The following is a 12,484-nucleotide window of genomic DNA, read 5'->3' as shown; positions in this document are numbered from 1 at the left end:
GTGCCACACTTGATAGGAGGTATCACTATGGCAATCGACCTGTCTACCGCCGGCGTCAGCGTGAACTGGGCCGTCGAGACCAGTGCCGGTAAGATGCCCACCACGGGCTTCACCAAGCTCACCGGTATCAAGGCCATCCCCGACATCAACCCTGAGCCTTCCAGCCTGGAAACCACCACTCTGGATGCTACCAAGTGGAAAACCTACATTCCCGGCCTGAAGGACCCCGGCGGCGCCCTGGCCTTCACCGCCAACAACACCGAGCAGTTTCAGACTGAGTGGGCCGCTCTGGTGGAGGCCGCCAGCACGGGCCGGGAGTCCGGCCTGGCCACCTGGTACGTCGTCATCATCCCTGGCCTGACCAAGGCCTTCCTGTTCAGCGGCGATCCCTCTCCTCTCGGCCTGTCTGCCATTGAGGTAGATGCCGTCCTGGAGGTTGACGCCTACATTACCCCCACCGCTATCAGCGGCTGGGGCGCCGCCCCCACCGTGGGCGAGTAAGGAGGAAAATCATGGCAAAGACCGAGAGACCCAACCCCATCAAGATCACTGACCCCGACACCCAGGAGGTCTACACCCTGGACTTCGACCGCGAGTCCGTCAAGTTCGCGGAACGCCGCGGCTTCAAGATCATGGAGTTCCAGAACACCCCCGACACTGGTGTTTCCGACCTCTTCTTCTACGCCTTCCGCAAGAACCACAAGAACGTGGCCCGGGACAAGACCGACAAGCTGCTGGACGACATGGAGGGCCTGCTGCCCGAGGAGGTCAATCGCCTTCAGGAGCTGTACTCTGCCTCCATCTCTTCTCTGAATGTGGAGGGCGGCAGAAAAAACTCCCGGATCAAGGTGGAGCTGTAATCCCCGAGGAGGGGTGCTCCGCCTTCTTCGACGAGGTTTTTCCGTACTACCTGTCCATCGGAATGACCTACGACCAGTTCTGGTATGGGGATGTCTGGCTTGCCGCGGATTACTACCGCGCGAACCAGCTCTCCATCCAGAGACGGTCTGAAGAGATGTGGCTTCAGGGCCTTTATAATTTTGCGGCCGTATCTATTGCGGTCGGAAATGCTATGCGGAAAAAGGGCGCGAAAGCCCGAAATTATCCGCAGAAACCGCTTCGGCTTATTCCGTACACGGAGGCCGAAAAGGCGGCCCTGGCCGAACAGGAACGGCAGAGAACCATCGCGTATTTTACCAAAATGCAAAAGAAATGGGAGCGTGCCAAGTGCCGGAGTGCCAAGTGCTGAAAGGAGGCCTTGGCGTAAATGGCAGAACTAGACAGCCTCGAAATTAGAATCCAGTCGGAGTCTCAGTCCGCGGCGTCGGGGCTCGATAAGCTGACAACCGCCCTTACCCGGATGAAGTCCGCAGCGAAGGGCGGCTCCGGTCTTACTACGTTGGCCAACGGCTTGACGAAGCTGAACACGGCTCTGTCTCAGCTCAATGTCAATAAGAAGGCCTTGGGCGATTTGAAGTCGGGTCTGAACGGCTTGACGAATATCAAGACCAACCTGACGACGACGGCCAATCAGATCACCAAGATCAACGATGCCATCTCTTCGCTCAATGTTGACGAAGCGAAGCTCCAGCACCTTGCCACTGCGCTGAACAGCTTGGGCAGCGTGCAGAAGGCCGCCGGCCTCAGCTCTACCATTACCACGCTCGGGAAAATCCCAAAGATCACCCAAGAGCTCAAAGCCATGGACATGGACGAGTTCGCGCGGCAGATCCAGCGGGCGGCGGATGCCCTGGCCCCGCTGGCTACCGCGATGGAGAAGGTCTCGCGCGGATTCGCGGCTTTCCCGTCCAGGATCCAGAAGCTCATAAAGGCAAATGAGAAGCTGAGTTCGTCCAGCAAGAAAGCGGCCAGCAGCCTATCCCAGCTGGCCAGTCCCATTACGGTTTTGGCCACCAAGCTGGCCTCGTACAGCTATATTCTGGGCCGCGTGGTGGACGTTCTGGCTACCTGCGTCACGTCTATCAACGAGTACGTGGAGAATGTAAATCTCTTCCAAGTCTCGATGGGCGAGTTCTACGACGAGGCCTTCGCCTACGCCCAGCTGGTCAGCGACAAACTTGGCGTGGACCCCTCGCAGTGGATGCGCACACAGGGCGTTTTCATGTCCATGGCGCGAGGCTTTGGTGTTACCGCCGATCAGGCATACGCGCTGTCTGAAGGCCTGACTGAGCTATCCTACGACCTGTCGTCTCTCTATAACGAGGACATCGAGAGCTCGGCTCTTCGGCTCCAGTCGGCCCTTGCCGGCGAAATTGAGCCCATCCGGCGGCTCGGTATCTCTATTTCCGAGGCCACCCTGAAAGAGTACGCGCTTTCTCTCGGCATTGACGAGAGCGTAGAGAGCATGACCGAGCAGGAGAAGGCGTTGCTCCGAACCATGAAACTCATGGAGGGCGCGTCCAATCTCGGCGCCATCGGTGACTTCGCACGCACTCTGGAGAGCCCTGCAAATGCGCTCCGTGTCCTGAAGCAGCAGATCGTGCAGCTCGGTCGGTCTATCGGCTCTGTGCTGCTCCCCATCATTGTGCAGATTCTCCCGTACGTGCAGGCGTTCGTGGAGCTGCTTACCGACGCCATTTCGGCGCTGGCTTCTTTGGTCGGCTTTGAGATGCCCACCTGGGACGCGAGCGACTGGGGGTCCGGTATTTCTGCGGGCGCCACCGAGGCCGAGGATGCTATTGATGGTACTACCGAAGCCGCCGAGAAGCTGAAGGACGCCACCCTTGGCCTGGACGAGCTGAATATCATCTCGCCCAACAGTGGTTCCTCCGGGGCCGGGGGCGCCGGCGGCGGCCTTGGATCTGACTGGGCCGCCGGCCTGGAAATCCCTGACATCTGGGACAAGTTCGATCTGTCTCAAATTACCTCTAAAGCTGACAAGATCAAGCAGGTCATCGAGGATAACATCGGCGAGATCCTGACGGTTATCGCGGGTGCCCAGCTCGTGATTGGCGCCATCCTGGCGCTTACCGGCGTGAATATCCCGGTCGGCCTCGCGCTTATGGCGTCCGGCGCCGCCACGCTCGGCGCAGTTATCGCCGTGAACTGGGGCGGCCTGACAAGCGAACTGGCCGGAGTTCTGGCTACTATGCTCGGCATGATTTCTGGATTCGCGTTGGTCATCGGCGCGGTGCTCGCCTTCTCCGGTGTCAATATTCCTCTCGGTATCGGGCTTATGGTAGCGGGCGCAGTAGGCCTCGCAGCTGCGGTAGCCGTTACGTGGAAGGGCATGGAGAACAAGATCGCCGGGGTGCTGTCGATCATTGCCGGTATTGTTGGCGGCGCGCTCATTGCCTTGGGCGCAGTGCTCGCCTTCTCCGGCGCGAACCTGCCTCTCGGTATTGGCCTCATGGCCGCCGGTGCGGTGTCTATCGCCGCGGTAGTGGCTGTTAACTGGAGTTCCATGGACCCCAACATCTCGGGCGCGGTATCCCGGATCACGGCTATTATGTCCGGAGCGGCGCTTGCTGTGGGCGCGGTGCTCGCCTTCTCCGGTGTCAATATTCCGTTGGGCATCGGACTCATGGCCGCCGGCGCTGCTACCCTGGCCGCCGTGACCGCCCTGAACTGGAATAACATGGACGCACAGCTGCGGTCCATCATCACCACTATCACCGGGCTGCTGGGCGGCGCTCTCCTCGTGATCGGCGCGATTTTCACATTCTCCGGCACAAATCTGCCGCTGGGCATTGGGTTGATGCTGGCCGGCGCGGTAAGTCTTGGAACAGCCGTTGCGCTGAACTGGGACGCGGTCCTGACCAAGGTCACCACGGCTCTGAAGGATGTCGGCATTGCCGTCGGCGCCTCCCTTCTGGCCATCGGCGCCATTCTTACTCTGTCCGGCGTTGCGCTCCCGCTTGGTATTGGCCTCCTGGCCGCCGGCGGTGTGTCTCTGGCTTCTGGTGTGGCGCTGAACTGGGATTCGATTGTCACCTCCGTAAAGACCACGCTCGGCAACATTGGAAAGGCCTTCGGCGATTTTGTCAGCGAGTGGCTGTCCATTGAGAAATGGCAGCAGCTCGGTCAGCAGGCCATCGACGGCCTTTTCAAGGGACTTTCCAATATCTGGAGCAATGTGCAGTCCTGGGGCGAAGGCTTGCTGAATGACGTGAAGGATGTTCTGGGCATCCACTCGCCCTCTGTGGAATTTGAGTCCCTGGGAGAATATTCCGTGGCGGGCTTGGCCAATGGCTTTGACCATCTGGACATCGTGACTGAGAAGTTCAAGGCGGAGCTGGCCACCATGCAGGAGCACGCCGATCTCTTCGCCGAAGCTACGCAGCTCCTTGTGGACGCGGGTCTGGACAAGTTCACGGCGGCTATGGACTTCATGCAGGCCAAGACCACGTCCACGCTGGCTGACATGACCGAGCGGTATCAGGACATGGCCCGCCAGAGCAATCTGGCCATCCAGTCCATCATCGACCAGCTGAACGCTATTCCGCGAAACATCACCACCGTCCACACGATTATCACGGAGTCTGTGAGCGGCGGGTCCTCTAAGAGCACCACGAAGGCGTACGCCTCCGGTGGATTCCCGGACCAGGGACAGCTCTTCATCGCGAACGAAGCGGGCCCGGAGCTGGTCGGAACCATCGGCGGCCAGACCGCGGTGGCAAATGCCCAGCAGATCGTGCAGGGCGTTGCATCTGGTGTGGCTGAGGCCAATGCCCAGCAGAACGCCCTCCTGCGCGAGCAGAACGAGCTCCTGCGCGCCATTTTGGCCAAGGAGGGCGCCACGTACCTGGACGGCAAGCGCCTGTACCGGGCCGTTGAGAACGCCTCTCGCAACACCGGCGTGATGATTATGTCTGGGGGTATGGTGTAATGACGCCACTCGTTTCCATCGGGGGCTATGCGGTGCCGGCCCCATCTACATACTCGGCCACCACGGCCACGCTGGTTGACTCCGGCCGAAATGTACAGGGTTATGTGATTGGCGCCGTTATCCGAAATGACATCGCCAAAATCGAGATGTCGTGGAACTTCATCTCCGCCGCGGACTGGGCCGCACTGCTGTCCCAGTTCAGCCCGGCCCGCGGCGGCTCTTTTTACAACGACGTTACCTTTTTCTGTCAGGACTCCAATTCCTGGGAGACCCGGCAGATGTATGTGTCGGACCGTACGGCCAGCCTGTATCTCCGAAATGAGGACGGTTCGGTCCGAGGGTACACCGGCGCTTCTCTATCTTTGGTGGAGGTGTAAGCGATGCAAGCGGTATCTCAGGCGTGGTTTGACGCCCAGCAGCAGACCCTAGTGCCTGAAAGCTACGTTGAGGTGTCGCTTACTGTGGGCGACCCTGACGCGCAGGCCGACGCGACCGCGAGCAGCAACGGAGAACAAACGTTCTCTGGCGCCGCCGCGGTTGTGGGGGACGCAGAGCAGTCGCCCACGCTCTTTGGGACGACTGAGCTCAATATCTGGGGGCTCAATTCAACGGCTGAGATACTGCCGGACGCGCCGCCGTATGGTGACAACGGGTACATCGGAAATGTTCTATCTGGGGCCGACGGCTCCTTCACGGGCGCTATCCCGACCATCACGCTGTCGTTTTCCCAGACCTTTTCGGCCATCATCCCGGGCATCACAATCGTGTGGTCTGAGACCTACGGCGAGTGGGCCTTAGATTTTCGTGTCACGGCGTATAACGGTGGCGCCCAGGTTTTCCAGACGACCATCTCCGACAATGCCAACGTCCAGTCCGTCGTCTCGGCCGACATTCAGAACTACGACAAAATCGTCGTCGAGGTGCTGAAGTGGTCCCTCCCGCAGCATTGGGCCCGAATTGAGCAAATCACTCTCGGCATAGTGCAGGTGTACAACAAAACAGACCTCATGTCGTACCAGCACACGATGACCGTGGATCCTCTGAGCGCAGAGCTCCCGACCACCGAGATTTCCTTCGAGGTGTCGAACCTGAACGGGCAGTATAACCCGGACAACCCGCAGGGCGTTGAGAAATACCTGATGGAGCGCCAGGAGATCACCACGCGATACGGGTATCTCCTGAACGGCGCCATTGAGTGGATCGCGGCCGGAACCTTCTTTGTGTCGGAGTGGAACTGCCCGCAGAACGGCATCACGGCCAGCTTTAAGGCCCGGGACGCCCAGGAGTACATGACCGACACGTATTCCGGTCCGTCCAGTGGTACGCTTATGGCCATCGCGACCGCCGCCTTCCAGCAGGCAGACATGCCCGCGCTGTCGGATGGCAGCGACCGATGGGTCATTGACAGCAGCTTGGGCAACATTGCGGCGGCCACAGGCGCAGACCTGTCTACCAACACCATCAAAGAGGTTCTTCAGCTCTGCGCGAACGCGGCCTGTTGCGTACTGTATCAGGATCGCGCTGGCGTGTTTCACATCGAGCCGCTGGCCGCCGGCACCACAGATTACGCGATCAATCAGTTCAACAGCTATCAGAACTCCGAAATCTCGCTGTCTAAGCAGCTCCGGGCTGTTGACATCAACAGCGGCCAGTACACCCTGAGCGTGGCCCAGGTAGGAGACACGCAGCAGATAAGCAATCCGCTCATTTCGGACTCACAGGCCCCCGTAGTGGCCCAGTGGGTAGCCAACCTGCTGACGAACCGCCGGACCCTGTCTGGCGAATTTCGGGCCGACCCGCGTCTGGATCCGCTGGACCGAGTCGTGAACACCAACAACTTCGCCACCAGCACGGTGCTGGTAACCAGTATCACCTACTCCTACGGCGGCGCCTTCCGTGGGTCGTATGAAGGGAGGGCCGGCGCATGAGCATCATCGACACGCTTGTAACGGACCGCTCCCTGGCTGATGTCCAGCTGTGGCAGACCCTGAAGGCTCTGGGCTGGGGCGCTATGACCCCAGACCAGCAGGCGCTGTGGAGCTCTGGCGCTATGAAGGGTGCCTACAATGCCTCTGACCTGAACCGGGTCATCGAGGCCGTGAACTATTTGACCGGAGTGTTTCAGAGCTATGGGTATGCCCCTGGCGTAAGCCAGCAGACTGCCGATTGGTCCGTGGGACAGACCCCGACGCAAAGCCAGATGCAGGTGTATCTGGGCAATGTCCAGGCGCTTATGGATGCACTGGCCGAGGTCCAGTTTTCGGCCGAGCTTCCGCAGAGCATGGCGCTCCTGTCATATGCGGGCGCGAATAACATCGAGCAGATTCTGGTGGAGCTTGATGCCTACCTGACCGCTATGGGCGGCGTATTCATCCGGGCCGGGATGCCCTGGGCCTATGCCGGAAATGAGGTGTATGTAGCCAATGATTAGTGTTGAAAACCGAGTGCCTAACCCGGGCCAGGAAGGCCGTGTGCTCATTACCCCGGAGAGTGGATCGCCCTTCTACGCCACGCTGGCTATGGCCGACGGCGCAACGCAGCCCGGAACTCCGTGGAACCGGAATACCGGTAATCTGCTGCAAGCCGACATTCGTAACTACCCCATCGCCAGCGGCCAGACCGTGACCGCCGGGCAGGTGGTGGATGTGACGAGCGACGTACCCCCGACCGTGGGCCAGTATGTCCCTGGTTCTATCCAGGTGCAGAACGTCCCCGTTGGCAGCTTCATCACCCGCACTGAGAACGGCGTACCTCAGTATTACCTTGTGGTTCACCAGGGGCTTCCGTCCGAAATGTACGACGCTTCGTGCAACGGAACCTGGGTCCTGCGGCTCAACATTTACGAAAATGGTGCGTGGGACGCGGGGAACTCCAATGTGCTCCCCGGCGCTGATATTTTCACTACTATGGCTGGTATGCTGACCTTGTTCGACGCAGAGACACAAGCGGCCATCAAAACCATCAAAATCCCTTACTGTGTTGGTGGCGGGCAGTCCACCGTGAAAAGCGGTGCTGATGGTTTGGAGTGCAAGATTTTCCCGCTAAGTGCTTACGAAGTCGGTCTTGCACCTCCTGCTGTTACTGAGTATGTACCAGAAGATGGGGCCACTCTTGATTTTTTTAAGCCCGTTTTAGCCAAAGACCCCCGAAGAATAAGCCCGAACGCAAACTGGTGGCTTAGGTCACCCTATATTAGAACTGGGCTTACTTGGGTCTGGTATGAACCACCGACGGGCGGCGGGAGTGGTGCTAGCCCGAATTCTTCTTACGGTATTCGCCCCACCTTTGTCCTTGACCCCACTCTTGAAGTGGACGGATACTACACTGGTTACACCGAGGCCATCACCACCTCCGGCACCCCGTCCCAAGCCATCGCCCTCCAGGGCGGCTCTGCGGGCGACACCATCCCCGTGATTTTCAGCGGAGTGGCACGGCTCTCCGGTGTGACACAAGGCCAGGAAATCACCAGCCCCGGTGTGCAGGGCTTCGGGGCTATGGATGGGTGGCTGAGTGTGTTTCCGTATTGGACACCGGGTGCCAAGATCGCAACCGGTAGCTATGTGGGCGCCGGCACTTATGGGTCCAACAATCCCAACACCCTAGTATTCCCATTCGAACCCAAAATGCTGATGGTGTTGCCCAACCCTGCAAGCGTCACTCCTTCGTACTCAGGATTTTGGTGTTTTGGCAACCCCGGCATTACAGGACAAATTAGCTCCAATTACTCTTCCGGCAGCATTTTGTCTGTATCTGGAACTACTGTTTCGTGGTACAACACTTCAAGCAGTGAAGTACAGTTGAACAACAACAACAAAACCTATTACTATGTCGCCATTGGCTACTAAGAAAGGAGGCCCCTATGAATATCATCCAACTCAATCCCAGCATCACCGGCTCCCGACCTCCTATCCAGTCGTGGCCCGGCTCAGCACCCCCCAGCGGCTATGCCGCCGTTGCGCCGGACTGTGACACCAGCGCCATGCAGACCCACAATGGCCACGTGGACCTCACCATTGAGAATGGGGTGGTCGCGGCTATCATCGGCAACGACGAGGCGTATCAGGCGTATCTCGCCAGCGTAGCGCCCGACATTGAGGTGGAGCTGGCCGAGGCCAAAGCAACCCGCATCCAGCAGAGCAAGGACGACCTGGAGTCGTACCTGGAGGCCCACCCCATCACCTGGACCGACGGCAAGCAGTACAGCATTACTCGGGAGAAGCAGCAGCAGCTCACCTCCAAGATCCTGAGCGCCACCCTGGCGGCCCAGACCTCCACGCCCTATGAGCTGACGTGGAACGCCACCGGCGCGGAGTGTACCCCATGGACCCTGGAGGAGCTGGCGGCCCTGGCCTTCGCCATCGACGCCCGGGTAACAGCGCTGGTGAGCTATCAGCAGTCCCAGGAGGTGGCGATGCAGGCCGCCACCACCATGGAGGAACTGGAGGGGGTGACCGTGGACTATGACACGGTACAGTAAGCCGGTGCTCTCGACGCTCCTGTGGTTCTTCGGTGGCACCCTGTACTTCCTGCTGGAGGTGGCCTACAAGACCGACACCGGCCACCCGCAGCACATCTCCTGGACCATGCTGGTGCTGGCCGTCGTGCTGACCATCCCCGTGGAGAGGTGCGGTGCAGAGCTGCCGTGGGGCTGCCCTCTGTGGCTCCAGGCGCTGTGCTGCGCCGCCCTGGTCACCGTTGTGGAGCTGGCGGCGGGGCTTGTGCTCAATGTCTGGCTTGGGCTGGGCGTTTGGGACTATACCGGCCTACCCCTCAACCTGTGGGGGCAGATCTGCGCCCCGTTCAGTGCGGTGTGGTTTTTACTGTGTCTGGCGTTTATCCCGGTGTTCGACTGGCTGCGCTGGGCCGTGGAGGGCGGCGAGCGCCCTCGTTATACCTGGAGGTGGTAAAGTGAGCAAACAAATCGCGTACATCCCCCTCTCCGGCATCGACAAGCTGGAGATCCGGGTCACCAACTGCAAGAAGTCCATGGCGCAGGTGAAGCAGGAATCCGGCGCGGACTATATCCTCAACGGAGGCATGTGGAACAGCGACGGCTCCCCGTGCCCCATCCTCAAGGCGCGCGGCGCGCTGCTGTCCAAGGTCCCGTGGGGGGCTTACGGCTACGGCTGGAACACCGGGGCCGACATCAGGCTGGAGAGCAACTGGGGGCTTTTTGAGAATTTCCTGAGCTGTACCTGTCTGATCGGCCCCTGGGGCCCCGTGGACCGCCCCAGCTACGACACGGCGCAGGGCGGCACCCGGGGGCGCTCCGCAATCGGCATCAAGGACAACGCCCTGTGTCTGTACTGCACCTCTGACGGCTCCGGCGACGCCAGGACGCCCGAGCAGCTGAGGGAGGAGCTGGTATCCCTCGGCTGGGACAGCGCCGTCATGCTGGACGGCGGCGGCTCCAGTCAGTGTGACTTCAAGGGCAGCAAGATCACCGCGTCCCGCAAGGTCCACAACTGGATCTGCGTCTATCTCAAACAGGCGGCCAACCCGCCGGAGGACAAGGAGGACAACATGAGCAAGTATACGGTCTGCCTGGACCCGGGCCACGGGCCGGGCACGGTCAACGGCTCCCCGGACGGGAGCTACAAGGAGCACGAGTTCGCGTGGGACATGTATGGCCGCATTTCCAAGCTGCTGGAGGCCCGGGGGGTGCATACCATCTGCACCCGCACTGAGGACGCCAAGCCGTCCCTCACCGAGCGCGCCGGGGTTTCCAACCGGGCCGGGGCCACCTGCTTCGTGTCGCTGCACTCCAACGCGGCGGGGAATGGCGGCTGGTACGACGCCGGCGGCCTGGAGATCTACACCTCCGCCGGGCCCATGACCGCCCCGCGCAACATCCTGGCCACGGATTTGGTCAACGCCTTCCATGCTGCCGGTGTTGTGCTCCGCTCTACGCCCATCGTCCACAGCATGGACCTCACCGTCCTGACCAAGACCGACGCCCCCGCCGTGCTGATCGAGTACGGTTTTCATACCAGCAAGACCGATGTGCCCCTGCTCCTGAGCGGGGACTACCGGGACAAGCTGGCCACCGCCACCGCCGACGGTGTGTGCCAGTGGCTGGGGGTGAGCTGGGCCGATGAGCCCCCCGCCGGAGAGACCGACCGGACCATCGTCCAGCGGCGGTTTGGCTTTGCCGACGAGACCATGGACTATTTGGAGGCCTACCAGTACGCCGACGCCCTCCTGGAGCGCCTAGCCACGGCCGACTGAGGAGGGGAGGTGAGACACATGGAGAACAAGATCACGGCGGGCACCATCGCCCGCACCATCTGTCTGGTCCTGGCTCTGGTCAACCAGTGCCTGGGTATGGCGGGCATCCAGCTCATCCCCATCGAGGACGAGACCATCAATACCCTGGTTACCACCCTCTGGACGGTGGGCGCGGCTGTATGGGCTTGGTGGAAGAATAACAGCTTCACGAAAGCCGCCCTTGCTGGCGATGCAGTCATGAAAAAGGCAAAGGGGGAGGACTGATGGACGATACGGTAGTAACCGCTCTGGCCACCGTCATGGTGGCCGTCATCGAATCCGCCGCAGCCTGGGACCGGCGTCAGACCAGACGGGAGCGCCAGCGTGTTGAACGCCGGGCCGCCCGCCGCGCCGAGGAAAGCCGCCTCTCCATGGACCTGATGTCTGCCAACTGCGCCCTCGCCCTCACCACCGCAAAAAAGCTGGCCGGGATGCACACCAACGGGGACGTGGAGGAGGCCATGACCGCGGCCCGGGAGGCCCAGGAGGCATATATAGATTTTATTCATCGGCAGGCGGCGGACCAGGTGGCGAAGGCCTGAAATTTATCCCACCACCATTCCCACCACCAAAAGTCCAAAATGTGGCAGAAAATGAACAGCCGCTCGGGGCTAACATGGAAAACAAAAACCGCCGAAACCCTTGCAATACAAGGACTTCGGCGGTTTTCTTTCTGGTACGCCCGAAGGGACTCGAACCCCCAACATTCAGAACCGGAATCTGACGCTCTATCCAATTGAACTACGGACGCATACTGCTTTTTCAAGCGCTAGATTATTATAGCAGTCTTTTTCCGATTTGTAAAGGGGCTCAGTCCAAATTTTTTAGTTCCCGGCGCACTTCTGGGCCTGCCGGGCCATGCGCTCGCCGTAGGCACGGAAGGTGGCGTCATAGTGCTCCAGGTCGTCGCTGATGGCCACGGGCCCCAGGTGGATGAAGGGCTTGCCCCAGGCACCGCCGCCGGAGTATACCATCATGCCCCGGACCATAAAGTGGGTCAGGATGTTCTGGATGGCCAGGTCGCCGCCGCCGTGGACATAGTCAGCGGTGGCAAACGCCCCGCCCAGCTTGCCCGCCAGGGCGTACTTGCCGCTCTCCTGGTCCAGCCAGTCCTTGACCGGCGCGGCCATGCAGGCCAGATAGGAGGGGGTGCCCAGCAGTACACAGCCGCTCGCCTTCACGAACTCCTCGTCAATGGCGTCCAGAGGGAAGGTGCGCACCTCCACGCCCTCCACCGACGCCGCTCCCGCCGCGATGACCTCCGCCATGCGCTGGGTGTGTCCGGTCTTAGAAAAATACAGAATGGACAGCTTCATCACAATACCTCCCGGTGTGTCAGATTGCTTTTATTATAGGAGGACGTCCTGA

At 60.4% G+C, this 12,484-nt stretch carries 14 protein-coding genes and 1 tRNA gene; 13 read left to right on the top strand and 2 right to left on the bottom strand.

What is annotated here, in order from left to right:
- The first annotated feature begins 27 nt into the window (after positions 1–27).
- The 13 genes from B5G43_RS02940 to B5G43_RS02880 all read left to right on the top strand — a co-directional run bounded on the left by B5G43_RS02940 (position 28) and on the right by B5G43_RS02880 (position 11,658).
- Entirely contained in the window at positions 28–501 is a 474-nt protein-coding gene (locus tag B5G43_RS02940; RefSeq protein WP_087258936.1) for a hypothetical protein, read from the top strand.
- Positions 502–512: 11 nt separating this feature from the next.
- Positions 513–860, top strand: a complete 348-nt coding sequence (locus B5G43_RS02935; RefSeq protein ID WP_087258934.1) for a DUF5055 domain-containing protein — start codon at positions 513–515, stop codon at positions 858–860.
- A 62-nt stretch (positions 861–922) separates the two neighbouring features.
- Positions 923–1,249: a hypothetical protein gene (locus B5G43_RS02930; protein WP_087258932.1), complete on the top strand. Its 327-nt coding sequence runs from the start codon at positions 923–925 to the stop codon at positions 1,247–1,249.
- Between the two features lie 18 nt (positions 1,250–1,267).
- Positions 1,268–4,849 carry a hypothetical protein gene (locus tag B5G43_RS02925; protein WP_087258930.1) on the top strand — a complete coding sequence of 1,194 codons (3,582 nt, stop codon included), beginning with the start codon at positions 1,268–1,270 and terminating at the stop codon, positions 4,847–4,849.
- Positions 4,849–5,226 (top strand): DUF6711 family protein, encoded by a 378-nt coding sequence (locus B5G43_RS02920; protein WP_087258928.1) that lies wholly within the window; start codon positions 4,849–4,851, stop codon positions 5,224–5,226. Before B5G43_RS02925 ends, B5G43_RS02920 begins: the two co-directional genes overlap by 1 nt.
- Before the next feature lie 3 nt (positions 5,227–5,229).
- Positions 5,230–6,777 (top strand): hypothetical protein, encoded by a 1,548-nt coding sequence (locus tag B5G43_RS02915; protein WP_087258926.1) that lies wholly within the window; start codon positions 5,230–5,232, stop codon positions 6,775–6,777.
- Positions 6,774–7,280, top strand: a complete 507-nt coding sequence (locus B5G43_RS02910; RefSeq protein WP_087258924.1) for a hypothetical protein — start codon at positions 6,774–6,776, stop codon at positions 7,278–7,280. Before B5G43_RS02915 ends, B5G43_RS02910 begins: the two co-directional genes overlap by 4 nt.
- Positions 7,273–8,694 (top strand): DUF6273 domain-containing protein, encoded by a 1,422-nt coding sequence (locus B5G43_RS02905; RefSeq protein ID WP_087380159.1) that lies wholly within the window; start codon positions 7,273–7,275, stop codon positions 8,692–8,694. Before B5G43_RS02910 ends, B5G43_RS02905 begins: the two co-directional genes overlap by 8 nt.
- Positions 8,695–8,708: 14 nt before the next feature.
- Positions 8,709–9,326: a DUF4376 domain-containing protein gene (locus B5G43_RS02900; protein WP_087258920.1), complete on the top strand. Its 618-nt coding sequence runs from the start codon at positions 8,709–8,711 to the stop codon at positions 9,324–9,326.
- Positions 9,310–9,756: a hypothetical protein gene (locus B5G43_RS02895; protein WP_087258919.1), complete on the top strand. Its 447-nt coding sequence runs from the start codon at positions 9,310–9,312 to the stop codon at positions 9,754–9,756. The genes B5G43_RS02900 and B5G43_RS02895 overlap by 17 nt, the downstream gene beginning before the upstream one ends.
- Position 9,757: 1 nt before the next feature.
- Entirely contained in the window at positions 9,758–11,077 is a 1,320-nt protein-coding gene (locus B5G43_RS02890; RefSeq protein ID WP_087258917.1) for an N-acetylmuramoyl-L-alanine amidase, read from the top strand.
- Between the two features lie 18 nt (positions 11,078–11,095).
- Entirely contained in the window at positions 11,096–11,341 is a 246-nt protein-coding gene (locus B5G43_RS02885) for a phage holin (RefSeq protein ID WP_087258915.1), read from the top strand.
- On the top strand, positions 11,341–11,658 hold the full coding sequence (locus tag B5G43_RS02880; protein WP_087258913.1) for a hypothetical protein: 318 nt from the start codon (positions 11,341–11,343) through the stop codon (positions 11,656–11,658). Before B5G43_RS02885 ends, B5G43_RS02880 begins: the two co-directional genes overlap by 1 nt.
- Before the next feature lie 132 nt (positions 11,659–11,790).
- On the opposite strand, the gene B5G43_RS02875 is transcribed toward B5G43_RS02880, so the two are convergent.
- Both B5G43_RS02875 and B5G43_RS02870 read right to left on the bottom strand, forming a co-directional pair.
- Positions 11,791–11,867 (bottom strand) — tRNA-Arg (locus B5G43_RS02875).
- A gap of 73 nt (positions 11,868–11,940) precedes the next feature.
- Positions 11,941–12,432 (bottom strand): NAD(P)H-dependent oxidoreductase, encoded by a 492-nt coding sequence (locus B5G43_RS02870; protein WP_087258911.1) that lies wholly within the window; start codon positions 12,430–12,432, stop codon positions 11,941–11,943.
- Positions 12,433–12,484 lie beyond the last annotated feature (52 nt).

It is taken from the genome of Flavonifractor sp. An92, assembly GCF_002159175.1.
In the GTDB taxonomy this organism is placed as follows: Bacteria; Bacillota; Clostridia; order Oscillospirales; family Oscillospiraceae; genus Pseudoflavonifractor_A.
This window is presented reverse-complemented; position numbering and strand designations above follow the sequence as displayed.